Origin of the sequence: Bacillus sp. 2205SS5-2, assembly GCF_037024155.1 — a bacterium.
Lineage (GTDB): Bacteria > Bacillota > Bacilli > Bacillales > Bacillaceae_K > Bacillus_CI.
Genome location: NZ_JAYKTS010000002.1, coordinates 195,945 through 220,830, shown reverse-complemented (window position 1 = coordinate 220,830; position 24,886 = coordinate 195,945). Strand labels below are relative to the sequence as shown.

At 37.7% G+C, this 24,886-nt stretch carries 27 protein-coding genes; 5 read left to right on the top strand and 22 right to left on the bottom strand.

What is annotated here, in order from left to right; genetic code table 11:
• Positions 1 to 44: 44 nt before the first annotated feature.
• Together vrrA and U8D43_RS02290 are read left to right on the top strand one after the other, a co-directional pair.
• Positions 45 to 692, top strand: coding sequence for a VrrA/YqfQ family protein (gene vrrA, locus U8D43_RS02295; RefSeq protein ID WP_335869342.1), 648 nt, complete (start codon positions 45 to 47; stop codon positions 690 to 692).
• Positions 693 to 814: 122 nt separating this feature from the next.
• The gene (locus U8D43_RS02290) at positions 815 to 1,774 is read left to right on the top strand and encodes a 4-hydroxy-3-methylbut-2-enyl diphosphate reductase (protein ID WP_335869341.1); all 960 of its coding nucleotides are present in this window, start codon (positions 815 to 817) and stop codon (positions 1,772 to 1,774) included.
• Positions 1,775 to 2,010: 236 nt separating this feature from the next.
• Here U8D43_RS02290 and U8D43_RS02285 read toward each other — a convergent pair whose 3' ends face one another.
• From U8D43_RS02285 to ccpN, 10 genes are all read right to left on the bottom strand, one after another.
• Positions 2,011 to 3,129: a Nif3-like dinuclear metal center hexameric protein gene (locus tag U8D43_RS02285; RefSeq protein ID WP_335869340.1), complete on the bottom strand. Its 1,119-nt coding sequence runs from the start codon at positions 3,127 to 3,129 to the stop codon at positions 2,011 to 2,013.
• The gene (locus U8D43_RS02280; RefSeq protein ID WP_335869394.1) at positions 3,129 to 3,821 is read right to left on the bottom strand and encodes a tRNA (adenine(22)-N(1))-methyltransferase; all 693 of its coding nucleotides are present in this window, start codon (positions 3,819 to 3,821) and stop codon (positions 3,129 to 3,131) included. The genes U8D43_RS02285 and U8D43_RS02280 overlap by 1 nt, the downstream gene beginning before the upstream one ends.
• 401 nt (positions 3,822 to 4,222) lie before the next feature.
• Complete coding sequence (cccA, locus tag U8D43_RS02275) at positions 4,223 to 4,591, bottom strand: cytochrome c550 (RefSeq protein WP_335869339.1); 369 nt, start codon at positions 4,589 to 4,591, stop codon at positions 4,223 to 4,225.
• A 166-nt stretch (positions 4,592 to 4,757) separates the two neighbouring features.
• Complete coding sequence (locus U8D43_RS02270; RefSeq protein WP_335869338.1) at positions 4,758 to 5,903, bottom strand: acyl-CoA dehydrogenase family protein; 1,146 nt, start codon at positions 5,901 to 5,903, stop codon at positions 4,758 to 4,760.
• A gap of 94 nt (positions 5,904 to 5,997) precedes the next feature.
• On the bottom strand, positions 5,998 to 6,525 hold the full coding sequence (locus tag U8D43_RS02265; RefSeq protein ID WP_335869337.1) for a hypothetical protein: 528 nt from the start codon (positions 6,523 to 6,525) through the stop codon (positions 5,998 to 6,000).
• A gap of 123 nt (positions 6,526 to 6,648) precedes the next feature.
• Positions 6,649 to 7,779: an RNA polymerase sigma factor RpoD gene (gene rpoD, locus U8D43_RS02260; RefSeq protein ID WP_335869336.1), complete on the bottom strand. Its 1,131-nt coding sequence runs from the start codon at positions 7,777 to 7,779 to the stop codon at positions 6,649 to 6,651.
• A 28-nt stretch (positions 7,780 to 7,807) separates the two neighbouring features.
• Entirely contained in the window at positions 7,808 to 9,622 is a 1,815-nt protein-coding gene (gene dnaG / locus U8D43_RS02255; RefSeq protein WP_335869335.1) for a DNA primase, read from the bottom strand.
• A gap of 54 nt (positions 9,623 to 9,676) precedes the next feature.
• The gene (locus U8D43_RS02250) at positions 9,677 to 10,099 is read right to left on the bottom strand and encodes a YaiI/YqxD family protein (RefSeq protein WP_442893540.1); all 423 of its coding nucleotides are present in this window, start codon (positions 10,097 to 10,099) and stop codon (positions 9,677 to 9,679) included.
• A 340-nt stretch (positions 10,100 to 10,439) separates the two neighbouring features.
• Positions 10,440 to 11,243 carry a pyruvate, water dikinase regulatory protein gene (locus tag U8D43_RS02245; RefSeq protein WP_335869334.1) on the bottom strand — a complete coding sequence of 268 codons (804 nt, stop codon included), beginning with the start codon at positions 11,241 to 11,243 and terminating at the stop codon, positions 10,440 to 10,442.
• A gap of 24 nt (positions 11,244 to 11,267) precedes the next feature.
• The gene (gene ccpN, locus U8D43_RS02240; RefSeq protein WP_335869333.1) at positions 11,268 to 11,903 is read right to left on the bottom strand and encodes a transcriptional regulator CcpN; all 636 of its coding nucleotides are present in this window, start codon (positions 11,901 to 11,903) and stop codon (positions 11,268 to 11,270) included.
• 976 nt (positions 11,904 to 12,879) lie between these two features.
• Between ccpN and U8D43_RS02235 the strand changes: the two genes are divergently transcribed.
• Together U8D43_RS02235 and U8D43_RS02230 are read left to right on the top strand one after the other, a co-directional pair.
• On the top strand, positions 12,880 to 14,253 hold the full coding sequence (locus U8D43_RS02235) for a glycine--tRNA ligase (protein ID WP_335869332.1): 1,374 nt from the start codon (positions 12,880 to 12,882) through the stop codon (positions 14,251 to 14,253).
• A 40-nt stretch (positions 14,254 to 14,293) separates the two neighbouring features.
• Complete coding sequence (locus U8D43_RS02230; RefSeq protein ID WP_335869331.1) at positions 14,294 to 14,416, top strand: hypothetical protein; 123 nt, start codon at positions 14,294 to 14,296, stop codon at positions 14,414 to 14,416.
• A 158-nt stretch (positions 14,417 to 14,574) separates the two neighbouring features.
• Here the strand turns inward: U8D43_RS02230 and recO are convergent, their stop codons facing one another.
• The 7 genes from recO to U8D43_RS02195 form a co-directional block, all read right to left on the bottom strand.
• A complete protein-coding gene (recO, locus tag U8D43_RS02225) occupies positions 14,575 to 15,342 on the bottom strand; it encodes a DNA repair protein RecO (RefSeq protein WP_335869330.1) in 768 nt (255 codons plus the stop codon).
• 54 nt (positions 15,343 to 15,396) lie between these two features.
• Positions 15,397 to 15,540: a YqzL family protein gene (locus U8D43_RS02220; protein ID WP_335869329.1), complete on the bottom strand. Its 144-nt coding sequence runs from the start codon at positions 15,538 to 15,540 to the stop codon at positions 15,397 to 15,399.
• Positions 15,541 to 15,746: 206 nt separating this feature from the next.
• Positions 15,747 to 16,661, bottom strand: coding sequence for a GTPase Era (era, locus tag U8D43_RS02215; protein WP_335869328.1), 915 nt, complete (start codon positions 16,659 to 16,661; stop codon positions 15,747 to 15,749).
• Positions 16,654 to 17,052 carry a cytidine deaminase gene (locus tag U8D43_RS02210; protein ID WP_335869327.1) on the bottom strand — a complete coding sequence of 133 codons (399 nt, stop codon included), beginning with the start codon at positions 17,050 to 17,052 and terminating at the stop codon, positions 16,654 to 16,656. The genes era and U8D43_RS02210 overlap by 8 nt, the downstream gene beginning before the upstream one ends.
• 226 nt (positions 17,053 to 17,278) lie before the next feature.
• Positions 17,279 to 17,668 (bottom strand): diacylglycerol kinase family protein, encoded by a 390-nt coding sequence (locus tag U8D43_RS02205; protein WP_335869326.1) that lies wholly within the window; start codon positions 17,666 to 17,668, stop codon positions 17,279 to 17,281.
• Positions 17,643 to 18,116, bottom strand: coding sequence for an rRNA maturation RNase YbeY (ybeY, locus tag U8D43_RS02200; RefSeq protein WP_335869325.1), 474 nt, complete (start codon positions 18,114 to 18,116; stop codon positions 17,643 to 17,645). The genes U8D43_RS02205 and ybeY overlap by 26 nt, the downstream gene beginning before the upstream one ends.
• On the bottom strand, positions 18,113 to 20,278 hold the full coding sequence (locus U8D43_RS02195) for an HD family phosphohydrolase (protein ID WP_335869324.1): 2,166 nt from the start codon (positions 20,276 to 20,278) through the stop codon (positions 18,113 to 18,115). The genes ybeY and U8D43_RS02195 overlap by 4 nt, the downstream gene beginning before the upstream one ends.
• Positions 20,279 to 20,484: 206 nt before the next feature.
• On the opposite strand from U8D43_RS02195, the gene U8D43_RS02190 reads away from it, so the two are divergent.
• A complete protein-coding gene (locus U8D43_RS02190; protein ID WP_335869323.1) occupies positions 20,485 to 20,622 on the top strand; it encodes a hypothetical protein in 138 nt (45 codons plus the stop codon).
• A 298-nt stretch (positions 20,623 to 20,920) separates the two neighbouring features.
• Here the strand turns inward: U8D43_RS02190 and U8D43_RS02185 are convergent, their stop codons facing one another.
• Genes U8D43_RS02185 through floA form a run of 5 tightly spaced genes read right to left on the bottom strand, consistent with a single transcriptional unit; the run spans position 20,921 to position 24,879 of the window.
• Positions 20,921 to 21,880, bottom strand: a complete 960-nt coding sequence (locus U8D43_RS02185; protein ID WP_335869322.1) for a PhoH family protein — start codon at positions 21,878 to 21,880, stop codon at positions 20,921 to 20,923.
• The gene (gene yqfD / locus U8D43_RS02180; protein WP_335869321.1) at positions 21,877 to 23,073 is read right to left on the bottom strand and encodes a sporulation protein YqfD; all 1,197 of its coding nucleotides are present in this window, start codon (positions 23,071 to 23,073) and stop codon (positions 21,877 to 21,879) included. The genes U8D43_RS02185 and yqfD overlap by 4 nt, the downstream gene beginning before the upstream one ends.
• A gap of 12 nt (positions 23,074 to 23,085) precedes the next feature.
• Positions 23,086 to 23,370, bottom strand: a complete 285-nt coding sequence (gene yqfC, locus U8D43_RS02175) for a sporulation protein YqfC (RefSeq protein ID WP_335869320.1) — start codon at positions 23,368 to 23,370, stop codon at positions 23,086 to 23,088.
• Positions 23,371 to 23,424: 54 nt separating this feature from the next.
• Positions 23,425 to 23,844, bottom strand: a complete 420-nt coding sequence (locus tag U8D43_RS02170; RefSeq protein ID WP_335869319.1) for a YqfB family membrane protein — start codon at positions 23,842 to 23,844, stop codon at positions 23,425 to 23,427.
• A 36-nt stretch (positions 23,845 to 23,880) separates the two neighbouring features.
• Entirely contained in the window at positions 23,881 to 24,879 is a 999-nt protein-coding gene (floA, locus tag U8D43_RS02165) for a flotillin-like protein FloA (protein ID WP_335869318.1), read from the bottom strand.
• Between the last annotated feature and the right edge of the window lie 7 nt (positions 24,880 to 24,886).

Here is a 24,886-nt window from a genome sequence, read left to right as displayed (position 1 = left end):
TATGAAGCAGTATGCTGGTTATGAATTTGAGAGGAGGCGAAAAGATGCCACCTAGAAACCCATCTCCGTTTCAGTTTAACCCAAGAGGCGGACGACCACCATCACTGAGAGGAGGATTCTCTCCCGCGCGGCAACCTCAAGCAATGTTTGGAAGAAATATTTTACAAAACCCTCAGAATTCAATCATTCAACAAGGAGCTCGCGCAGCTAAGACAAATAGCGGTTTACTTTCTCGATTGTTTCAGCGTGGAAGCACTTCAAGTGGTGTGAGTAATGCAGTGTCTGGATTTGAACGCAGTGCCGCTGGAAATGTTACAGGAAGTGGTGGTTTATTAAAAGGATTGCTACAGCCAGGGAACGTTAATAGCATGTTAAGTAACACACAACAGATGTTACAAACGGCTCAACAAGTAGGACCAATGATTAAACAGTTTCAACAATATGGACCGATAATCAAAAACCTCCCAGCAATGTGGAAACTGTATCGTGGTTTGCAGGATGGTGACTCAGAGGAAGCAGAAGAAGATACTACGGAATCAAGTGATGCCAATGAATCCACAGAAACTGCTTCTCGGACTACATCAAAAAGATCGAAAAAAACTACAAGCAAGAAGAAATCCACTACCACTTTGCCTCAAGAAGAGGAAACAAAGCTTTCAAGAGGCAACTCAAAGCCTAAATTATATATTTAGTATACCCATTGAAGCCAATGGGTTTTCTTTATAGTCCTCTTTTTTTGTCAACTCTCTAATTCTCCTTTATAATGAGGTAGAAAAAGAAACCGCACTCCGATTCTTAAACAAGGAGGATGTTTATGGAAGTTCAAAAAATTTCACCAAGAGGGTATTGTTACGGCGTTGTAGATGCAATGGTGATTGCACGAAACGCTGCTTTAGATAAAAGCCTACCACGTCCCATCTATATTTTGGGGATGATTGTTCATAACAAACATGTGACAGATGCCTTTGAAGCAGACGGGATTATTACCCTTGACGGAGAAAACCGTAAAGAAATTTTAGAAAAAGTGGACACTGGAACCATCATTTTCACAGCACATGGGGTTTCCCCCGAAGTAAGAAAGTTAGCCGCTGAAAAAGGACTTATTACGATTGATGCCACATGTCCTGATGTAACAAGAACACATGACCTTATTCGCGAGAAAGAAGCAGAAGGTTATGAAGTCATTTATATCGGTAAAAAAGGACACCCTGAACCTGAAGGAGCGGTTGGTGTAGCACCTCAAATTGTTCATTTGGTAGAAAAACCAGAGGAAGTCGCCTCCTTAACTATCAAAAGCGATAAAATTATTGTCACAAATCAAACCACAATGAGTCAGTGGGATGTAGTTGATATCATGGAAAAAGTTACAGAAAAATATCCTCACGCCGAAGCCCATAAAGAGATATGTTTAGCCACTCAAGTCCGTCAAGAGGCGGTTGCTGAACAAGCTGGTGATGCAGATGTTTTAATTGTTGTTGGAGACCCTAAAAGCAACAACAGCAACCGACTTGCTCAAGTTTCAGAAGAAATTGCTCATACAAAAGCCTACCGCATTTCTGATGTATCAGAACTTGAAATTGAGTGGTTGAAGGACGCCGGGAAAATTGCAGTTACTGCTGGGGCATCGACTCCAACACCGCTTGTCAAAGAAGTGATCAATTTTTTAAACCAATTTGAATACACTGATCCGACCACCTGGAAAAGAGAACGTACTGTTCCTCTGCATAAAATTTTACCTAAAGTAAAAAAACCAAAAACAATTTCACAAGACTAATACAACTCTTAATGTAGTACTTCTTGATTAAGCAATGATCTTGCGGCCTATCAAAAAAAACTATGCGACCAATTGTCAGCAAAGTTTTTTTTGATAGGCACATTTCGTACACATTGTTGCTTTTTCATTTAATCATCAATGATAACATCATATTCCCCATTGACTTGATTCAAAAAGACACGAAATAAAGCCCCGATTCCTATCTTTTAGACGGTTAATATACTGCTGCAAAAAAACTATACGATGGTAAATGGATTCGTATTCGTTTCTGACTGAATAATTTCCACTTTAAAGTTCCGTTCTATCATCTTTCTCTCTAGAATTTTGGCAACACCCTTTATCATGACTTTTTCAACATGATGACCAGGGTCCACCACATTTAATCCTAACATCATCGCTTCGTGTGCTGTATGAAAATATAGATCCCCCGTAACTAAAACATCGGCTCCTTTAAACTTTGCAGCATGTATGTATTTGTTGCCATCTCCACCTAAAACAGCTACCTTTTTCACTGTTTCCTTTTTATGCCCTACAAAACGAACCCCCTCAACCTTTAACTGCTTCTTGACAAATTGGGCAAATGCCTCTAAAGACATTGGCTCCTTTAAAGAGCCAATTCTTCCTAAGCCTAATGTTCTCCCTTTTTGCTTTAGCTTAATCACATCATAAGCTGGCTCTTCATAAGGATGTGCTTTTAACATGGTCTTGATTAATTTTTGTTCAAGAGATTGTTCAACGATTGTTTCAATGCGAACCTCTGTGACTTCTTCAGCCTTTCCTTGTGAACCAATATATGGGTTACTTTCTTTTAATGGCAAAAAGCGTCCTGTTCCAGAGCTTGAAAAGGAACAGTTTTGGTAATTCCCTATATGTCCTGCACCACTTTCTCCTAGCGCTTTTCGCACCTCATCAGCCGCTTCCTCGGGAACATAAACGACTAACTTACTCAAATCTTCTTCAAACGATGGAACTAAAATGTTCGTATTTTCTAATAACAGTGCTTCAGCCAGTAGATCATTCACACCACCTTGTGCCACATCTAAGTTCGTATGGGCTACATATACTGCGATATCATTTTTGATTAACTTTTCAAATATTCTTCCCTGTCCTTTATCTGTCACAAGGTTTTTTAACGCATTATAAATGGGTGGGTGATGGGCGATTATTAAATCTATTTGCTTTTCGATTGCCTCATCCACCACTTCCTCTAAAACATCTAGAGTGATCATGACTCTTTCGACATTTTTATTTAGAGAACCGACTTGAAGACCAATCTTATCTCCTTCTAATGCATACTTTTTGGGAGAAAAATCTTCAAATTGTTCAATGATTTGAAAACCATTCACTTTTTTCATCAAATGACTCCCTCCACCATCGTGATTTTTTTTCTGAATTCACTCTTTTTTATCGATAACTCACTCGTTTCTTCCGCTTGTTCCATTTCTTTTAGTATCCTCTTCCATTGATCGCATTCTTGCTGCCATTTTTTTTTGAAAATATCATTATTTTCTTTTATTAATATGGGACCAAGTAATAATTCTTTTTCAGTTAATTGATAAGAATCCCCTTTTTCTGCTACTACAATCTCATAAATTTTATTTTCTTCTTCTAAAATTTCTTCTTTAACAACAGCCCATCCATTTTTCATTAACCATTTTCTAATGGAAATGGCTGAAACATTCGGTTGTAATATTAACCGCTCATTCCCAACCAATTTTTCTTTTCCCTCTTCTAAAATGGACGAAATAAGCGTGCCTCCCATCCCTGCAATGGTAATGACATTCACTTCTCCTCTAGAAATCACCTCTAAGCCACTACCCAAACGGACTCGTATATGATTTTCTAATCTCAACTGTTGCACTTGATGCTTGGCCGATTCGTACGGTCCTTCAACAACTTCCCCTGCGATGGCGAAATTGACGATTCCAGCTTTAACCGCATAGCATGGTAAATACGCATGATCTGACCCTATATCAACGAGGCGTGACTCGTGAGGAATAAAACTAGCTACTTTTTCTAATCTCTTCGATAATTTTTCTGCATTCACTTTTTTCACCACATTCTACTCATTCTTTTATTCTTTTAGGCTGTATTCGCAAAGATTGTGACTTTTCGCTTTAGTTTATAATCTATGATGTAGCTTTGTTTCGGACATCATATACGAAAAGCGGAAGTGGCTCGCCCTGAGGCGGCAGGCAAATGACAGGACACGCAGTGAAGCCTGCTTCACGTAGTGGACTGGCATTTGACCCGAGCCTCAAGCCACTGCAGCTGGATCACGAAAAGCGGAAGTGGCTGCCCTGAGACCACCGGCATCTGGCAGTACACGCAGTGAAATGGAGAATTTAGTAAAAAACCAAATGAAATAGCCACAATGTATACGAAAAAAGCCTTCTTTTATTATTATGACAAGAAAAAAAGCCCTTTGCAAAGGCAAAGGGCTTTTTTCTACTCAAGACTCAATAACCATTCAGTCATAGCATCAAGGTTTTCAGCTGGTACTAGGTTCGCTGGCATTCCAGCTCCTTTACCATTTTGAAGAATATCCTTGATCTCTTCAGCGCTGTATTTTTCACCCACGCCTACTAGACCAGGACCTACACCGCCACCATAATCTCCACCGTGACAACCGATACAAGATTTTTCGTAAAGCCCTTCAGGATCAAAAGCGACATCCTCTGAACCTTCCATTTCGCCTTCACCATGCTCACTAGCCATTTCGTCAGCATCGCTAATTCCTTTAACAGAAAGGAAAAAAACGAGACCAATTCCCATCACCATAATCAAGATAAACGGAATAATTGGATTGCGATTCATGCATATAACCCCCTTTGTATGTAAAATTGAATTGTCTTTTAATGTACAAGCACTATATATTTTACTTGAAAAAGTAGAAAAGGAAAAGTCTTTACCTCAATTTTTCTACATTATTTGCAAATTCTCCATAAAAAAAGTCTCAGACATGCTGAGACTTTTCAAGAAATTAAGAAAAACAACCAATTTCTCTTGCAATCACCATTCTTTGAACTTCCGAAGTACCTTCCCCAATTTCGAGAAGTTTTGCGTCACGCATCATTCTCTCGACTTCATAATCTTTCATATAACCGTTTCCACCATGTAGTTGCACTGCTTGGTCGGTGATTTCCATACACACTTCAGACGCATACAATTTGCACATTGATGCTTCTTTTGTAAATGGTTTGCCCTGATCTTTCAACCAAGCTGCTTTATGAACCATCGTACGAGCAAGTTCAATCTTCATCGCCATATCAGCCAGTTTAAACTGAGTCACCTGAAATTGAGATAAGCTTTTTCCAAATTGCTTTCTCTCTTTTGAGTATTGGAGGGCTTTGTCAAACGCTCCTTGAGCGATACCTACAGCCATTGCCCCAATACCAATTCGTCCACCGTCTAAGGTCATTAAAAATTGTTTAAACCCTTCACCTTGATTACCTAAGAGGTTTTCAGTTGGAACACGAACATCTTCCATAACAAGTTCGGTTGTATTTGATGCATGAAGTCCCATCTTTTCGTAATTGTCAACAATGGTAAAACCTTTTGAATTCGTTGGGACAATGATTGCACTTATTTCTTTTTGTCCATTCTCAGTTCCAGTAATAGCAGTAAGAGCTAAAGAGTTCGCATAGCTCGCATTGGTTATGTAACATTTGTTTCCGTTAATTACATATTCATTTCCATCTACCTTGGCAGTCGTTTGTGTTCCACCAGCATCTGAGCCTGCATTGGGTTCTGTGAGACCAAATGCTCCGAATGACTCTCCTGTACAAATGGGAGTTAAGTACTTTTGCTTTTGCTCATGTGATCCGAATAAATTTAGTGGTGCTCCTCCTAATGATATATGTGCAGAATAGGTTATGCCTGTCGATGCACATACTCTACTTAATTCTTCTACAACAATTGCAAAGCTAATAGTATCCGCTCCCGAACCACCATATTCCTCCGGGAAAGGCAATCCCATAATTCCTAACCCTGCCAATTGCTTAAACTCTTCTATCGGAAAGGTCTTGTTTCGATCTCGTTCAATCGCTCCTGGAGCGACAATTTCATTCGCAAATTCCTTAATGGTGCGTTGAATCATCTTTTGTTCAGAAGTTAATTCGTAATTCATAACCATCCCCCTTTACATGAATACGCTTTCATTTGTATTATATAAGGAAGGAAGTCTGTTCTCAACATTTAAAATTTTCGTTATTTTCTAAATGTTATTTGAATATAAAGATTAAAATAACTATAGACCCCAATGCACTGGCAATATAAAAATAAGTCAATCTCCATTTTAGGCCAATCCAACCCCAAAATATACAGTTGATAAACAAGATGAGGTAAAGGCTCCATTCACTTTTCTCCTCATAAGATAGGTTGAAATGAAGGGAAGCCATAAAGAAAATTACGCTAGCTTGGATAAAGAGAAGAGGAAACGATTTTTCTTTATCAGAAAAGTAAATAGCCGAAAAAAATAATAAAACGACAAAAGCCAACAAAATCACTGTTTGCAATACGTTTGACAATTCAGTAAAATATATGACAAATACCGAAATTGGAATCATTAGACTATAGAGGGTGAGTAAATACCACCAATTCCTTAGTATGAAAGACTCCTTTTTCTTGGGCTGATTATTTCCTTCACTATATAGGGAAAGTAAAAATTCACAATAATGTTCAGGTAGCATTTTGTTTTGTTTCCACATTTCTATTTCATTTATTATCGTTTCTTTACGATGTTTATTCATGAATCATCACATCCTGTATGTTACAATTCGCTCTCTAGAGACAAAATCCTTCCAAATTTTCATAAAAATTTGGAAACAAAAAAAACAATAGTTCACTCCGAAAAGTAAACTATTGCTGATTGCCTATTCTAAGAAGTCTTTTAAACGTTTGCTACGGCTTGGGTGACGAAGTTTTCGAAGAGCTTTCGCTTCAATTTGACGAATACGTTCGCGGGTAACGCCAAATACTTTTCCAACTTCTTCTAGAGTTCTTGTTCGGCCATCATCTAATCCAAAACGAAGTCGTAATACATTTTCTTCACGATCTGTTAATGTATCTAAGACATCTTCAAGTTGCTCTTTCAACAACTCATATGCAGCGTGTTCTGAAGGAGATTGTGCTTCTGCGTCTTCAATAAAGTCTCCTAAATGAGAGTCATCTTCCTCTCCAATCGGAGTTTCCAAAGAAACTGGCTCTTGAGCAATCTTTAGAATTTCGCGCACCTTTTCAGGCGTTAAGTCCATTTCTTCTCCTATTTCTTCTGGTGAAGGTTCACGACCTAAATCTTGTAGTAGTTGTCGTTGGACACGAATTAGTTTATTAATGGTCTCAACCATATGAACAGGAATCCGAATGGTTCTTGCCTGATCCGCAATTGCACGTGTTATAGCCTGACGAATCCACCAAGTAGCATACGTACTAAACTTAAATCCTTTACGATAATCGAATTTTTCTACAGCTTTAATTAAGCCCATATTTCCTTCTTGAATTAAATCTAAGAATAGCATGCCACGGCCTACATAACGCTTAGCAATACTTACTACAAGACGAAGGTTTGCCTCAGCCAATCTTCTCTTAGCTTCCTCATCACCATTTTCAATGCGGTTTGCAAGTGAAATTTCCTCTTGAGCAGAAAGAAGGTCTACTCGACCAATCTCTTTCAAATACATTCGTACAGGGTCATTAATCTTCACTCCAGGAGGAACACTTAAGTCATTTAAGTCAAATTCCTCATCTGTACCTTTATTAATTTGAGCTGTACTTGGTGCATCGTCGGCCCCGTTTTCATTAATAACTTCAATGCCTTGTTCACCCAAACTTTCATAGTATTCATCCATTTGATCGGATTCAATATCAAAATTCGAAAGCTTTTCAGCTATTTCTTCATATGTTAAGACACCGCGTTTTTTCCCAACCTCAAGTAATTGTTCTTTTACTTGTTCTAACGTAAGTTCTGATTCTACCTCTTTGGAACGTGCTGACTTTTCAGCCATTAGTTCCCCTCCTTCCAACATCCTAAAACTATTTATTGTGAAGAGACTTTTGTAACTGAATGATTTCCATTGCAATTTGAACCGCTTTGGTTACGTCGTTCTGCCTCTCCGCTTCTCTTCTCTCGTTTTCTTTATCCTTTATTGTCAACATCTTTTGATGTTTTAACACGGAATTTACACAATCCACGATTTCTTGATCACTTGCCTCATTATTAATCGACATCATCTCAATATCGGTTATCACCCTTCTTAATTTCTCGTCAGGGATAAAAGTAAGGAATGAACTTGTATTTGGACTGTTATCTTCCTCATAATAGGCTAATAAATACGTAAAGATTGCTTGATGCTCATCTATATTAAAGGGTTCTCCTGCTAACAGTTCTCGTATTTTATAGGTAACATCTGCATCTTTCAACATATGTGCAATAAGATGACGTTCAGCTGTTTGGTAAGCAGGGAACAATCGATGATTAACTTTGGGTTCAACTAGTGCGATTTGTTGTTTTTTACCAATTGAAGGATCTTTCTTCCTTTGCATGAAATATATCTGTTTTTGTTGCTGGACAAGTGCTTCTAACGATAAATCAAATTCATCTGATAGCTGCCTTAAATAAAGATCTCTTTCAACAAAGCTATCTAAGTATGAAATCTCTGTAAGCACTTCTTCGATATACTTTAGGCGATCTCCTTCATCTTGAAGGTTTTTTTTCATTCGGAAATAGACTAACTTAAAGGCCATGAACGTTATACTTGCCCCTATTACATTCTCTAAAAATTTCTTCTTACCGAATTTTTGAATGTAGTCATCAGGATCTAGTTTCTCAGGAACTTGAGCAATTCGAACATTCATACCTGTTTCTGTTAGCATTTTGGCTGTTCGGAATGCGGCCTGGATTCCAGCAGAATCTCCGTCATAGCAGATCACAATGGAACTGGCCATTCTTCTAATCATTCCTATATGCTGTTCTGTTAATGAAGTACCCATCGTAGCAATACCATTTTTAATATCTGCTGTCGAAGCAGATATCACATCAGCAAATCCTTCAAATAAGATAGCTTGATCTAACTTCTTAATCTGTCCTCTAGCGCGATGAAGATTGTAGAGTATCCCACTTTTATTAAAAAGAACTGTCTCCGGGCTATTTAAGTATTTGGGTGAATCGTCTTGTAAAGCACGTCCAGAAAAAGCAATCACTTTTCCTTTAACGTCCTCAATTGGGAACATAATTCTCCCTCTAAAACGATCAAAATATGTGTTTTCATCTACTTTCTTTACTAATAACCCTGCATTTTCCATGAGTTCAACCGGAAAATCACGTTTCTGTAAAAATTTCACGGTGAAATCCCAACTTAATAAGGACCACCCTATCCGGTATTCTTTAATCGTTTCTAACGTAAATCCGCGAAGCAATAAATATTCAAGTGCATCCTGACCTTCTTTTGTGTTTACAAGTAAATGATGGTAAAATTTACATAATAATTCATGTGCTTCTAGCATCAATTCTTGCTCTTTCGATATTTTCGTATTCGAAATAGAAGGAATATCTAGCTCCACCTGTATTCCCGAACGGCCTGCTAGCTCAATTAATGTTTCTTGAAAACTGATTCCTTCTGTATCCATTAAAAAGGAAATCGCGTTCCCACCAGCTCCACACCCAAAACAATGATAAATCTGTTTTTCAGGTGAAACAGAGAAGGACGGGGTGCTTTCACCATGAAAAGGACATAAGCCGAAATAATTTCGCCCCTGCTTTTTCAGTTGAACATAATCACTAATGATATCAACAATATCCACAGATTGGCGTATTTCATTTACTTTTTCCTCTGGTATTCTTCCCGTCAATTTCAATCACCTTGCCTAGTTCATTTAGTCAGGCTCTATTCGCACACATTGATGCTATTTAGACAACATCGAAGACAATAGTTCAATAAAGCGAACTCGATCCTCTTCAAGAAAGGGCTTTGGTCCTTTGCCATATCGGCCTCTTCTTCTTTCTTTCGCTGCAAGGTAACGGAAGTCTAAGGCCGTTTCAATCGTTTCTTCCCTATACTGCATTCCCTTCGGCGATAAAACTAAAACACCTTTAGGCAGAGCAAGACCAGCTAACCCGATATCTTGACTAATCAGAATATCCTTCGCTTTAATATGATTCAGGATGTAGAGATCAGCCGATTCTTTCTCATCATCTACATATATCCACTTTCCTTTTGTAGGAGAATGCATTCTATGTTGATAGGATGCGACAAATATAATTTGAACTTTGTAATCATGAGCAAGACGTGTCGCCTCATCTTTTACGGGACATGCATCCGCATCCACAAAAATAGATCTTGATTCATCTGTATTAATAGTAATTCTACATCACTCCAAGGAATCCTTCTCTTATTTGCATTTTCTCTAAGAAAAAAAGCGATACTTGTCGAATTTTATTATTCCCATATTCTTGACATACCTCAATAATTAGTTTATTCCTATCACGATTAGTCTAAACCTATTTTCATGAGTTTTATCACAATTTTTTATTATAGTATAAAGAATGCATTTTGACTATGTTTTTTATTCATTCAATATAAATAACAGCACAAACTTATTGTGCTGTTACAGGTTTCGCTTAATTAAAGGAAATCATTCGTGATTGCAAACCAAAAGCAGACGATAATTATTTCCGTTGAATATAACTTGTGATGATATTAGCCGTTTCTTCTACCGCCTTGTTTGTAACATCAATCACTTTGCAATCTATCTTTTCGGCAACGCGTTCAAAATACTCAATTTCTTGAGCAATTCTTTGCATATTTGCATAGCTGGCTTTATCGTTTAATCCTAATGCTTTTAGACGCTCTTTACGAATGTTATTTAGTTTATCAGGTGAAATTTTCAATCCAAAGCACTTTTCTGGAGATACTTTAAATAATTCCTCAGGAGGATCAACTTCTGGAACAAGTGGAACATTCGCTACTTTTAACCGTTTATGTGCCAAGTACTGTGATAACGGTGTTTTCGATGTTCTTGATACACCAATTAATACAATATCTGCTCGTAAAATCCCTCTCGGATCACGTCCATCATCATATTTTACGGCAAATTCAATTGCTTCAACTTTTTTAAAATAATCTTCATCTAACTTTCTTACCTGACCAGGTTCATTTAAGGGTTCCATCTGATACATACTTTCAAATGTATCGATTAATGGACCAATTACATCAAATGACTTAATACCTAATCCAGTTGTTTTTTTCTTCATATATTCTCGCATCTCTGGTTTTACAAGTGTATACACAATCACACCTTTATCTAAACTAACGAGGGAGAATACTTCATCTAAATGCGAAAGCTCTTCAACATAAGGAAACCGTTTTATGGAAGTGTTTTTTCCAATAAATTGACTAGCAGCTGCCTTAGCTACTAGTTCAGCCGTTTCTCCCACGGAGTCGGAGACAATATAAATCATGGGTTCTTTCATCTTTTGGCCACCACCTTTACTATCCTACAAATCCTCTTCTGCCAAAGCAACGAAGGCTTTGGTCACATTTGTTTTCGTAATCCTACCAATTACTTCCATATCACCTTGAATACTCTTCACGATTGGAATCGCATCAATTTGCTTATCAATTAGACTTTTAGCAACGTCAATTAATCGATCCTCACGTTCGCATACGGTAATGTTCGGCATTCTTGTCATAATAATGTTAACGGGTAATGTAGTTAATTCTTGCTTTCCGATACTTGCTCGAAGCAAATCTTTACGTGATAATACACCTACTAAACGGGTTTGATCATCCACCACAAAAAGTGTCCCTACATCTTCAAGAAACATCGTACAAATGGCATCATAGACCGATACATTCTCAGGAACGACAACTGGAATCGATTGATAATCCTTCACAAAAATCTTTTTCAAGTTTTCTGTGAGAAGTTGTGTGCCTGTTTTACCTGTATAGAAATATCCTACCCTTGGACGTGCATCTAAATATCCTGCCATTGTAAGAATGGCTAGATCAGGTCGAAGTGTTGCACGTGTTAGGTTCAATCTATCTGCAATTTGTTCACCTGTGATTGGTCCGTTATCTTTCACAATTTGTAAGATATATTGTTGACGCTTATTTAGTTCGATTATCCTCACCACCTCTAAAATAAAAACGAAAGTGTTATACTTTTATAAAAATATTATATACTAATTAACAAAAAAGAAAAGGGTCTTTCATGAAACTACTCTTTAATATCCAAGATTACTCTTTTGAAGATAAAATATCAATTTTCTTGATTATTCCTTGCAGAAACGTGCTAAATTGTCTTTCAAACTGAGCTACATTAGTTGGATTCTTGAAATAATTCGAATAGGGTCCTGCAGTATCATTTCCTTTTTGATTGCACTTTCATTCTCAAATATTGAGAATTTACTTAGAACGTGTTAAAATGATTCCATCTTTCAACTTAATTGTTGCGTTGACGGACAAATAAGTACTTGTACATAGAGCGAGCCAAGGATAGTGAGAGCTTGGTAACACAAGGAAACGGCGCTCCTGAGCAAACCTAAACAAAGTGAATAGACAACAAGTTTGTCTATTAACTAGGGTGGAACCGCGGGTTTAACTCGTCCCTAGGCAGTGTATTTCTATTGCCGTTGGGAGGAGTTTTTGTTTTGTCAAGGGTGTTTTCGCAAGGATTGTCGCTTTTCGAACCAGTCTATATACGGTGAAATTTCTTATTTTTTGGGCATTTTTTCTTCTATTTTTTCTGGATTCAACAGCCAAATAGAGGATTCCAATTAAAATTTGAGGAAATAGCAACAATTATACGAAAAACTCCAGGTCTGCGGATCCACTGCCACCGTCTACCATGAAAAAAAGTCATTTTTATTCAAAAAATGGTTTACGACTGATTTGTTTGGAATAAGCTAAATAATTTATCTATTCTAAAATATTCTTTTTTTTACACAAAATTAGCAAAGCGGTTGGCAAGCGGTTACCTATTGGCGTTAAGCCTAAGACTGGGGGGCTTATACCCTGGATACGATGATGCATAGAGCAAGACACAAAAACTGGTTTAAGGTCAATGTTTTTTTATTTTCACAAATAAAAATATTTGGAGTGAATTCAATGTCAATGGAACAAATAGTTAGTCTTGCGAAACAAAGAGGATTTATTTTCCCTGGTTCAGAAATTTATGGTGGGCTAGCCAACACTTGGGATTACGGTCCTCTCGGTGTTGAATTAAAAAACAATATTAAAAAAGCATGGTGGAAAAAATTCATTCAAGAATCACCTTATAACGTAGGATTAGATGCCTCGATTCTAATGAACCCCCAAACATGGGTAGCATCTGGTCACGTAGGAAACTTCAATGATCCTATGGTTGACTGTAAAAAATGTAAGTCACGTCACCGAGCGGATAAACTTATTGAAGACAAACTTGAAGAAAAAGGAATTGAGATGGTCGTTGATGGTCTTCCATTTGAAAAGATGGGGGAATTAATCAAAGAACATGATATCGCTTGTCCTACGTGTAATGGTCATGACCTTACCGACATTCGTCAATTTGATTTAATGTTTAAAACACATCAAGGCGTTACAGAATCTTCTTCAAATGAAATATTTCTTCGCCCTGAAACGGCTCAAGGGATTTTTGTTAATTTCAAAAATGTTCAAAGAAGCATGCGCAAAAAAATGCCTTTCGGTATCGGACAAATCGGTAAAAGCTTCCGTAACGAAATCACTCCAGGAAACTTCACCTTTAGAACGAGAGAATTCGAACAAATGGAAATGGAGTTCTTTTGTAAACCTGGCGAAGATCTCGAGTGGTTCGAATACTGGCGTGAATTCTGTAAAAATTGGTTACTCACTCTCGGTATGTCTGAAGATAACATCCGACTTCGTGATCATGGTGAGGAAGAATTGTCACATTATAGTAATGCAACGACGGATATCGAATTTAAATTCCCGTTTGGATGGGGAGAGCTTTGGGGCATTGCCGATCGTACAGATTTTGATTTAAAACGTCATATGGAACATTCCAAAGAAGACTTCCATTATCAAGATCCACAAACCAATGAAAAATATGTGCCTTACTGCATCGAACCATCGCTGGGAGCAGATCGAGTCACACTTGCTTTCTTGGTGGATGCATACGAAGAAGAAGAGCTAGAGAACGATAAACGTACGGTTCTTCGCTTCCATCCAGCACTCGCTCCTTTTAAAGCTGCGATATTGCCTTTATCGAAAAAGCTATCGGATGGAGCAAGAACGGTATTCGAAGAATTATCAAAAGAGCTAATGGTAGATTTTGATGAAACCGCGTCAATTGGAAAACGATATCGCCGTCAAGATGAAATCGGGACACCATTTTGTATCACTTATGATTTTGATTCCGAAGAAGATGGCCAAGTCACCGTGCGTAACCGAGACACAATGGACCAAGTACGTATGCCAATTAATGAAGTTAAGTCATTCATAAAAGAAAAAACCCAATTTTAACAAGAAAAGCGGAAGTGGCTCGTTTTGAGGCGGCAGGCAAATGACAGAACACGTAGTGAATCCTGATTCACGCAGGGGGCTGACACTTTGCCCGAGCCTCAGAGCCACTGCAGCTGGATCAAGAATAGCGGAAGTGGCTCGTTTTGAGGCGGCAGGCAAATGACAGAACACGCAGTGAATCCTGATTCACGCAGAGGGCTGACACTTTGCCCGAGCCTCAGAGCCACTGCAGCTGGATTACGAATGTCAATTTTGACTTAGTTAAAATAGTTTCCCAAATTGAAGATTAACTCTTTCTATACACTTCAAAAAAGACGAACCCTAGGGTTCGTCTTTTTTGATTAAATCCTCAATGGATTGAAGTTGATCTAAAAACTTCCTTGATTTTAAATATAGCCCTGAAGCCTCGTCATAATAACTTCGAATCAAAGTGGTTAATTCATTCTTGGTTTCTTCTTTCACTGATATATTACCCATTCGATTCAAATCGAAAAAATACATAATCCGCAATATTTTTACGGCACTTTGAGATAGCGGGAAATGATGAGGATCGTTACCTTTACAACGATGGCAAATCAACCCATTTTCTTTGAACGAAAAACCAAATGATCCATCGGAATTCCCACAAATAGCACAAGCATTCATTGTGGGATGCAACCCTAAAACAGGCAACATCTTTAATTCAAAAATATGAGTTAAAATTTCCGCATCATAACCCTCATCTATATATTGTAATATTTGTAGATATAGCTGAAACAAAAACGGATTCGGCCTTGCATCATCGGTTCCCTTATCTAGCAATTCTGAGATATAAGTGACATAAGAAGTTTTAAATAGATCTCCTTTAATCCCTTTCATACTTGAAATGATATCTCCTTGCTGTAGAGTTCCTAGTCCACTCCCTTTTTGAAATAAAAAATATCCATAAGTAAAAGGTTGTGAAACGGCTGAGAGACGACTTTTTGGTTTTTTAGCTCCTCTAGCCATAAATGCAACTTTACCAAATTCTCTTGAAAAAACAGTCACTACTTTATTTGATTCTCCATAATTACTAGTTCGAATCACTAGTCCTTCACATTTCTGTTGCAAGTCATCACCTCCCGTCAGTATTCAACCATTACGAGGGATGACTAAGTTTTTATCTTAAGACAAAGGGAAATCAACTTGTACTAGCTCAGCATCGTCAGTCAATCCACTGTCAATTTGACTACTTTCTAGCTCCTTGATGAGAAGATACGTGTCTATATTACCTGTTTCTTGAAATAATTTCCAGGTAAGATCTAACATATTGAATCTCCACCTTTCTTGTTTTTACTAGTAAGTGCCCCTAATGACTTCTGTTCTTAGCTTCACCCTAATCCCTCAAAACATAAGACGTAAAATTTACTAACTGACTTCTTCACCCTTATTTGTAGTGTATTAAACACATCTAAATCTGACTAGAACTATGCATCCTTCTTACGTATTGAAGTGAAAAAACAGTACTAAAAATTTTAATAGTCGTCTTCACGAAAACCATAATCTCGAAGATGTGTGGCCTTATTACGCCAATCCTTCTGAACTTTCACCCAAAGTTCTAAAAAGACTTTTGTTCCTAATAAATTTTGAATATCTAGCCTTGCACGCTTACCAATTTCCTTTAGCATCGAACCTTGCTTACCGATGATTATTCCTTTTTGAGAATCACGCTCGACTACAATTGTTGCCATGACATGGATCATCTCTTTGTCCTCTTCTTTAGACATCTTCTCAATGACTACTGCTAAGGAATGTGGAATTTCTTCACGAGTTAAATGAAGGGCTTTTTCTCGAATCAGTTCTGATGCAATAAATCGCTCCGGATGATCGGTTACTTGATCTGCTGGATAGTATTGTGGTCCCTCAGGAATATAGTTTTTTATTTGCTTGAGCAGCGTATCTACATTATTACCTTCTAGTGCTGAAACGGGAACAATCTCCGTAAAGTCATACAGTTTGCGATATTGATCAATAACAGGAAAAAGATCATCTGGGTGAATTTGGTCAATTTTATTTAGCACAAGAAAGACTGGGGTCGTGACATTTTTTAGTCTCTCAATGATAAATTCGTCTCCTCGACCATATCCTTCTTCCACGTTAACCATAAACATAATAAGATCGACTTCTTTTAATGTATTTTGGGCTACCTTGAGCATGAAATCACCTAGCTTGTGCTTAGGCTTGTGGATACCTGGTGTATCAATAAAAACTAGTTGCGCATCATTAGTCGTTAAAACACCTTGCACTTTATTTCGCGTTGTTTGTGGTTTATCACTCATGATCGCAATTTTTTGTCCAATGACTCTATTTAATAATGTTGATTTCCCTACATTAGGTCTTCCGATAATAGCAATAAATCCTGACTTATGTTCACTACTTTTTTTATTCATGTAAATCCTCCGGTGAAAAAGCTCCTGGTAATAGTTCTTCTACAGTTATTTCTTGAATATCTCCATTGAGGTTTGTAAGTACTACTTTCATTTCTTTGGCGCAAAGCTCTGAAATGACTTGTCTGCACGCTCCACACGGGGACACAGGGCGTTCTGTGTCAGCCACTACCGCTAACATCTTAAACGAAGTAACCCCTTCTGAGTAAGCTTTAAATAGGGCTGTGCGCTCTGCACAATTACACATGCTATAGGCAGCGTTTTCAATATTACATCCATGATAAACAATATCATCACCCGATAAAAGTGCTGCACCTACTTTGAATTTTGAATAAGGAACATATGCCCGCTCTCTTGCCAATTTGGCTTCTTTTATTAATCGTTTAACATCCATGACTGTGACTCTCCTTTTACTTTACAATTCTATTTTACTACATTTCCTCAAGGAAATTAATGGGCTGTAACAACATTGTTAAAAAAGTAAGAAAATTCAAACAATTTACCTATTTTTTAATTGGCTTGTCCTCATATTTTATCCAACTATAGAACGCATTTCAAATAAAGTTATGTAAAAAGAAGATTTTCAATAAAAAACAAGCTCATTTTACATGAGCTTGTTTTCACAATAACCCTATTTTCGGTAAAAAGATAATAAAACCAATACAAACTGATGCGATCGCATAAACCAAAACAGCCGCCGCCGCCAAATCCTTTGCTTTTTTAGCAAGAGGATGAAATTCTTCGGTAACTAAATCGACTGTAAACTCAATCGCACTATTCACTATTTCAACTACAAACATCCCGGCAATCACCATAATTATCAACATCCATTCAACTTTATTGACAGAAAGACTAAAGGAGAGGATGAGGACGATGACAGCTGTTAACGTATGAAAACGAAAATTCTGTTGTGTTTTCCAAACTATTTTCAGGCCATTTAAAGCATAGCTTAAGGCAGGCAAAAATTTTGACCACTGAAAAAATTTAGCTTCTTTGGAGTCCATATTCATCTAAGATATCTTTCTGACGAGAAAACATCGTTTTCTCGTCTTCTTTTGTCATATGGTCATAACCTAATAAATGTAAGAAGCCATGAAGGGCAAGAAATCCAAGTTCTCTCGAGAAACTATGCCCATATTCATTTGCCTGTTCCTTCGCCTTTGGAACGGAGATGATAATATCTCCTAAAACTCTTGGTATACCTTCCCCAACAATCTCCATCTCTCCCTCGCCTAGTTCTTCCATTGCAAAGGAAATAACATCTGTCGCTTGATCTTTCTCTCGATAATCTTTATTAATATCTTGAATGCGATCGTTAGAGACAAATGTTACAGATAGCTCAGAGTCATCCTGTACTTCTTCCTTTTCTGCTGAAAAATTTAATAAAGCTTCTATTTGAGTCAGGTCTTGTTCAGTTAATTCCTTCGTTTCATCAACAAAGTCAATTTGCAAACTCATAAGTCATTCTCCTTTTTATCCTCGGGATATTCTATTCTTGAATGAAAAATGCCATTTAATGCATTACACAGTGTTTCTTTAACAATTTCTAATTCTTGTAACGTAATATCGCATTCATTAAACTGGCCATCCAATAATCTATCTTGAATAATAGAAGACACAATTTTCTCGATTTTTTCTTTCGTAGGATGGTCCATTGATCGGACTGCCGCTTCAACGCTATCAGCAATCGAAATAACCGCAATCTCTTTACTTTGAGGCTTTGGTCCCGGATACCGGTAATCATCCTCTTTTACTTCATTTCGTGTTTCTTTTGCTTTATGATAAAAGAATTTCAAAAAAGTCGTGCCATGATGCTGCTCCGCAATGTCGATAAATTCTTTGGGCATTTTGTATTTTCTAAGGAGCTCTCCCCCATCAACAGCATGTGCAATAATAATATCACGACTCCTCTCAGGTGAAATACGATCATGAGGATTCGGACCATTCATTTGATTTTCAATAAAGAAATGTGGTCTTTTTGTTTTTCCGATATCATGGTAATAACAACCAACTCGAGCTAAAAGTCCATTTGCTCCAATCGCTTCACACGCTGCCTCAGCTAAATTCGCCACCATGACACTATGATGATACGTTCCTGGAGCCTCGGTTAGGATTCTTTTTAATAGGGGATGATTTGGATTGGATAACTCCACCAATCTCATCGTGGAAAGAATTCCAAATCCCGCCTCAAAGAAAGGAAGAAAACCTATTGTCAATACGGCAGAAGTTATGCCAGATCCAAACGCGTAAAGTAATAAATACAGATAATTCATATTTTCATAAGGATTTGATCCTAATAAAACAATAAAGAAAATTATAATAATATTCAATAATGATACAATAATCCCTGTTTGTAGAATGGATAAACGTTGATTTTGCTTGGAAAGAATAATCGTCCCCATTAATCCACTAAAAAGAAAGTAAATCGCAATTTCAATATTAAAACTTCCAGCTACGCTTTCATGAAATATAATACTACCGCATACCGCTAATAATATGGACATGATTAACGAGAGTCGTTCATTTAATAAGAGTCTAATGAGCATTGTTGCCATAGCTGCCGGAAATAAGTAGCCTACCTCCATAATGTCTAGCACTTGCAATAATGCAAAAATCTTCATCAAGAGCAGGGTCAATACGAAGATTAGGCTCAATAAAATGACGTAATTCTGCTTTTTTTCTTCAGATATCTGCCATTTATAGAAGTAAACATATAGAATAGACACCACCATCGCAACAAATAATGCTAGCCCAATAGGTGCCCGACTCGAACTTTCCTCGTTTAATAAATTTACCAGCTTTAACTTTCGATATTGTTCCGCACTAATAATATCCCCTGCTTCTACAATAACAGTCCCTTCGAGAATTCGTTCAGGAGTTACTTCTTCCATTACGACTTCGATTTTCTTTTTCGTAAGTTCTTCGCTGTATTTTTCATTTGAAATAATAGCATAACGCCCTATAGCAATCGAGGATTCTTTAACAGGTTGAGAGAGATTATTTAATTCAATATTTGATTCAATCTCATCTTTTACTTGTGGGACTCCTTCATCTCTAATTTTTTTTGCCATTACCTTTTCGATTTCATCAACAACAATCCGCTGAGCTGATAGGATTTCTTCCTTCTCAGCTACAAGTAGTGATTCAAAAACTTGATCGGATATAGATAGAGTCACATTTTCATTGGCATCCTTAGTTAAACGAGATTTTAATTTGTTTAAACGTTCTTTTGGCGTTAATGGTTTAACTTCTTCATTTTGCTCAGGTTCTTCTAATTGTGGTGAAGAAAAGTTACTCTCCTGCTGAATCTGTAAAATCATATCAAAAACTGACGTAATTAAACTTTTTCGATTCTCTTTTACGTCTGGGGAATACTCATAAACAGGTTCTACTTCTTCAGCAGCCTTTTGTTTTAGTTGTTCTGTTTTTTCTTCATCTTCTTTTGTTGTAGGTGAGTAGATTGTCTCTTTCGCCACTTCAAATAATTCGAGATTATACGTTTCTGTCTGAACATTACTAATTAAAAGGCCGTATAAAATGAAACCGAGAAATAAGAAAATGATCCCTGTGAAAACTTTAAAGCTTATAAGTTCCTTTATTTTTACTAATAGTTGATTCATAGGTCTCCTTCCTATCCCTATATGATAGGTACAATAACGTTAATTATGTAAAATCATAACAGTTTTCCTCGAAAATTTCACTTTTTTTCAAAAGGCTGTTTTCGTAAAGTTTGTTGCTGTTCGCACCAGTATATAAACGGTGATATAGCTTTGTTTCGGGCATCATTTACGAAATGCGGAAGTGGCTGTCCTGCGGCGTCAGGCAAATGAAGAACTCGGAGGTGATGCCTGCATCGCTGGAGGGTTATTCATTTGACCCCGAGCCGCAAGCCACTGCAGCTGGATCAGAGAAATGCGGAAGTGGCTGCCCTGGGACGGCAGGCATCTGGCAGTACACGCAGTGAAGCCTGCTTCACGTAGTGGGCTGACAAATGCCCGAGTCCCTAGCCACTGCAGCTGGATCACGAAATGCGGAAGTGGCTCGCCCAGCAGCGGCGGGCAAATGTTATCCAACGGAGAAGGTCCTGACCTTTGGAGTTGGATAACATTTGTCCCATAGCTGCTAGTCACTGCAGCTAGATCCGTCTATTTTTAATGGGAATCAACATGGAAATGGGCGATTTAATCAAAAACCAGATGAAATAGCCACAATGTATGCGAAAAGAGCCTTTCAAAAAGAAAAACCTGAATAATATATTCAGGTTATCCTTGATTTTGATAAGCCGTAATAACTTTCGCCACTAGTGGATGCCGTACTACGTCCCCTTGCTCTAATACAATTATCGAAATCCCTTTTACATCTTTTAAAATCGTGGTTGATTGAACTAATCCGGACTGAACGCCTTTTGGTAAATCAAACTGAGTAGGGTCGCCAGTAATGACCATTTTTGAACCAAATCCTAAGCGCGTTAAAAACATTTTCATTTGAGCACTAGTTGTATTCTGAGCTTCATCCAAAATTACAAATGCATCATCTAGGGTACGGCCTCTCATATAGGCAAGAGGAGCTATTTCAATCGTTCCTCTATCAATCAATCTTTCTGTATGCTCTGCGCCTAAAACATCATGTAAGGCATCATATAACGGACGCAAATACGGATCGACTTTTTCCTTTAAATCACCTGGTAAAAAACCTAGACTCTCTCCTGCTTCAACAGCTGGGCGTGTTAATATAATTTTCTTAACTTCTCCATTTTTCAGTGCACGGATAGCCATGACAACGGCAAGATATGTTTTTCCTGTCCCAGCTGGTCCAATTCCAAAAACCAAATCACTCTTTTTAATGGCTGAAATATAATGGCGCTGGCCTAATGTTTTCACTCGAATGGTTTGACCTTTGGCATTTTTGGTGATTTCTTCTTCATATAAATCCACCATATACTCTACTATGCCCTGGTTAACGAGTTGGGTAGCATATAACACATCTCTAGGACCGATGTTGATGCCTTTTTTGATTACTTTAAGTAATGTTGAAAGTACTTTGTTTGTATTTTTGACATTACTTTCATCACCCGAAACATAGATATCTCCTCCACGAGAAGTGATAGTGACATGCAATGCTTCTTCAATAATTTTTAAATGGGTATCACCTGTGCCAAAAAGAGCAACAGCTTGATTTGTGTCTTCTAATGAGATATTGATGGTTTTTAACTTTTCTGTCATTCTGAGTCTCCTTGAATGATGGGTTGTCCTTCTGCAAGGTTTTCTATTACTTGAAAATGAATATTTACCCTTACTTTACCATTCTCTTCTTTAGCTTGCAAAACTTTTCCATTCGATATTTCTGCATCTTGTGACAATTCAGATGCTAAATCTTCTTTCGCAAGCTCTATCGCTGCTTTTATAGCCTCCTCTTTGTTATAGGTTCTCTCAACAGACTCACTTTCTTTGTAACTTGTTGTATCGACGGAAATAGGCAACGACCATTTTAGGAAGTTAATCGATTTTTTGGTTTTCTCTTCTTTATAGTCGTCATAACCGATATCTCCCCACCCCCACACCGGTATGGAGAGTCCTCCCAAAGAAAGAAAAAATCGCTTTTCCTCCTCACCAGTTAATACATCAAATTGTGAGGACATTGGAATCACAACCGTGCTTGTATACCATGTTTCTCCGTAAATTTCTCCTTGTGCGGATACAGCCTCATGTTGACCTTCTTTTCCAATTAAACCAGAAACAAGAATTTGCCCTTTTTCCACATATTGATTAATTTTCACTTCTGATTTTCCAACTTCAACAAACAACTTTACGATAGTTCCTTTTTTCTTCGCTACTAAATGTTGAGGACCTACCTCCTTTTTTTCTTCTGGCTCCGTTTTTTCAACGACTTCAAAATGGAAGGTTGTCCCCTTTAATTCCACACCTACCCATGTAATATTATCAATTTCACGGGTCACATCCGATTGAATACGCTCAACATCTGGAAGTAAAAATTGCAATTTACCCTTACGAATTCCCATTTCATTTACAGTCTTATTTAAGGCATGCTCCGTTTCAGGTGATGCCCCTTTCACTTCTATCTTCCACACCATATTAGATAATGCAAGAATCATGAAACAGAAAAGGACCGCCCCAATCATAAAGCCACTATTTTTTCGTGAACGCTTCCACCAAAAAGGAAGACCTTTTCCTCGAATAAACGAAACTTTACAGTCGCTCCTACGCACTGATTTCCTCACATTATGTAAATCATGAAGGAAGAATGTAAAGATCACCGTTTCCGTCCCAACTTTTTTGACATTCCAAATGGAAACCTCTGCCCTAATTAATGTGTTAATAAATCGCTCTATTCCTTTACCTGATACTTTTACCACAACACTCCCTGTCACAAAAGTCATCCAGTGATTTTTCACCATTTAGCCTCCTTTCTATTCTTCTACATAGGTTACTTTCTGAATTTTACCTTGTATTAATATTTCTTCTGGTAAAATCGTTTTAATCACAAATTTGTTACCTTTGATTAATAATTGTCCTTTTTTTAATAACAATCGAACCTCTTTATCGGAAAAAGATAATAATCCATTATGATTTTCTATATAAATATGGAGCTGCCCAACCATTGTGATTCTCGGTAAATCCATCATCACATCCTCTGGAAGGTCCATTCGCTTTGTTATCCATTGACGCCAATGTTGCATCAACTTTTTTGTCATAAAAAAGAACCCCCTTTCCTCTCATGTTTATGAGAAAAGATGGGGATTCATCACTTAAAATTTTCGCATTCTTTTGCCTTTGGATCTTGGAGGACCAAGCACTTCAGACAACACAATTCCATTAATGATATCATTTTGACTGAAAGATGGTACGGTAGGTGTACTGCTTTTTGTTTGTGTTTTATACCTTTCCGCTGTTTTGGAAAGTCCCGCTTTTCTTTGTTCTAGCGTTTTCAATTGATGTTCTGCTTCTAATTTTTTTTCAATAAATTCATTTCTTTGCATATCAACTTGATGTTGCTTCCTTGGGTTCTCATTCAGAATAGGGGCTTGCCGATCTGCATTATGTTGCACCCGCCCTTTATCTTGCTGAGGAGGAATGGAAGGCGAGGTAGGGGGCTCCTCGACCTTCTGAGCTTTATTGAAAACCCTTCCTAGAAGAAAAATAATCACAGCGATAATTATCGCTTCCATAGTCCCCCTCCTTCCTATTTAGTGGTCGTTTGGTTTTCACTTCTGATCTTTATCTTTTTTATCACCTGTCATTTTACCAATTGAGTCTCTCATTTCAGTGTCTGCATCAATATTCCGAAGGTTCATGTAATCCATTACGCCCATATTACCAGAACGCAAGGCTTCCGACATAGCAAGCGGTACTTCAGCTTCAGCCTCTACTACCTTCGCTCTCATCTCTTCAACACGTGCTTTCATTTCTTGCTCATTAGCAACAGCCATCGCGCGTCTTTCTTCAGCCTTCGCTTGGGCGATGTTTTTATCTGCTTCCGCTTGTTCTGTTTGTAATTCTGCCCCGATATTTTTACCTATATCAACATCGGCAATATCAATCGATAAAATCTCGAAAGCTGTACCTGCATCTAACCCTTTAGTTAAAACAGTTTGTGAGATTAAATCAGGATTTTCAAGCACTTTTTTATGGTTGCTAGATGAACCTATCGTCGATACAATCCCTTCTCCTACACGAGCAAGCACCGTATCTTCTCCAGCACCACCAACAAGCCGCTCAATATTGGCTCTAACTGTAATTCTTGCTTTTGCTTTTACTTCGATTCCATCCATAGCAACACCGGCAATAAATGGAGTTTCAATTACTTTGGGGTTTACACTCATTTGCACAGCTTCCAGAACGTCACGACCGGCTAGATCAATTGCGGCCGCTCTTTCAAAAGTCAACTCAATATTCGCTCTGTGGGCTGCGATTAGGGCATTTACCACTCGGTCAACGTTACCTCCTGCTAAATAATGACTCTCTAATTGGTTGATTGTCACTGTTAATCCCGCTTTTGATGCTTTAATAAGTGGATTAATGACTCGATTTGGAATAACTCGACGTAACCTCATACCGATTAATGTAAAGATTGATATTCTCACTCCTGCTGCTAATGCAGAAATCCACAGCATCACCGGTACAAAGGTGAATAGAACAGCAAGGACAATAACAGCGATTACGACCGCCAATAGAACAAAAATCGTTTCTGGTGTAATAGACATTCTTTTT

Excerpts from the sequence above, each read along its gene's own strand:
- vrrA (WP_335869342.1), top strand. The coding sequence starts at position 45 with ATGCCACCTAGAAACCCATCTCCGTTTCAGTTTAACCCAAGAGGCGGA.
- U8D43_RS02290 (WP_335869341.1), top strand. The coding sequence starts at position 815 with ATGGAAGTTCAAAAAATTTCACCAAGAGGGTATTGTTACGGCGTTGTA.
- U8D43_RS02285 (WP_335869340.1), bottom strand. The coding sequence starts at position 3,129 with ATGAAAAAAGTGAATGGTTTTCAAATCATTGAACAATTTGAAGATTTT.
- cccA (WP_335869339.1), bottom strand. The coding sequence starts at position 4,591 with ATGAATCGCAATCCAATTATTCCGTTTATCTTGATTATGGTGATGGGA.
- U8D43_RS02270 (WP_335869338.1), bottom strand. The coding sequence starts at position 5,903 with ATGAATTACGAATTAACTTCTGAACAAAAGATGATTCAACGCACCATT.
- U8D43_RS02265 (WP_335869337.1), bottom strand. The coding sequence starts at position 6,525 with ATGAATAAACATCGTAAAGAAACGATAATAAATGAAATAGAAATGTGG.
- rpoD (WP_335869336.1), bottom strand. The coding sequence starts at position 7,779 with ATGGCTGAAAAGTCAGCACGTTCCAAAGAGGTAGAATCAGAACTTACG.
- U8D43_RS02245 (WP_335869334.1), bottom strand. The coding sequence starts at position 11,243 with ATGAAAGAACCCATGATTTATATTGTCTCCGACTCCGTGGGAGAAACG.
- U8D43_RS02235 (WP_335869332.1), top strand. The coding sequence starts at position 12,880 with ATGTCAATGGAACAAATAGTTAGTCTTGCGAAACAAAGAGGATTTATT.
- U8D43_RS02230 (WP_335869331.1), top strand. The coding sequence starts at position 14,294 with ATGACAGAACACGTAGTGAATCCTGATTCACGCAGGGGGCTGACACTT.
- U8D43_RS02220 (WP_335869329.1), bottom strand. The coding sequence starts at position 15,540 with ATGTTAGATCTTACCTGGAAATTATTTCAAGAAACAGGTAATATAGAC.
- era (WP_335869328.1), bottom strand. The coding sequence starts at position 16,661 with ATGAATAAAAAAAGTAGTGAACATAAGTCAGGATTTATTGCTATTATC.
- U8D43_RS02210 (WP_335869327.1), bottom strand. The coding sequence starts at position 17,052 with ATGGATGTTAAACGATTAATAAAAGAAGCCAAATTGGCAAGAGAGCGG.
- U8D43_RS02205 (WP_335869326.1), bottom strand. The coding sequence starts at position 17,668 with ATGAATATGGACTCCAAAGAAGCTAAATTTTTTCAGTGGTCAAAATTT.
- ybeY (WP_335869325.1), bottom strand. The coding sequence starts at position 18,116 with ATGAGTTTGCAAATTGACTTTGTTGATGAAACGAAGGAATTAACTGAA.
- U8D43_RS02195 (WP_335869324.1), bottom strand. The coding sequence starts at position 20,278 with ATGAATCAACTATTAGTAAAAATAAAGGAACTTATAAGCTTTAAAGTT.
- U8D43_RS02190 (WP_335869323.1), top strand. The coding sequence starts at position 20,485 with ATGAAGAACTCGGAGGTGATGCCTGCATCGCTGGAGGGTTATTCATTT.
- U8D43_RS02185 (WP_335869322.1), bottom strand. The coding sequence starts at position 21,880 with ATGACAGAAAAGTTAAAAACCATCAATATCTCATTAGAAGACACAAAT.
- yqfD (WP_335869321.1), bottom strand. The coding sequence starts at position 23,073 with ATGGTGAAAAATCACTGGATGACTTTTGTGACAGGGAGTGTTGTGGTA.
- yqfC (WP_335869320.1), bottom strand. The coding sequence starts at position 23,370 with ATGACAAAAAAGTTGATGCAACATTGGCGTCAATGGATAACAAAGCGA.
- U8D43_RS02170 (WP_335869319.1), bottom strand. The coding sequence starts at position 23,844 with ATGGAAGCGATAATTATCGCTGTGATTATTTTTCTTCTAGGAAGGGTT.
- floA (WP_335869318.1), bottom strand. The coding sequence starts at position 24,879 with ATGTCTATTACACCAGAAACGATTTTTGTTCTATTGGCGGTCGTAATC.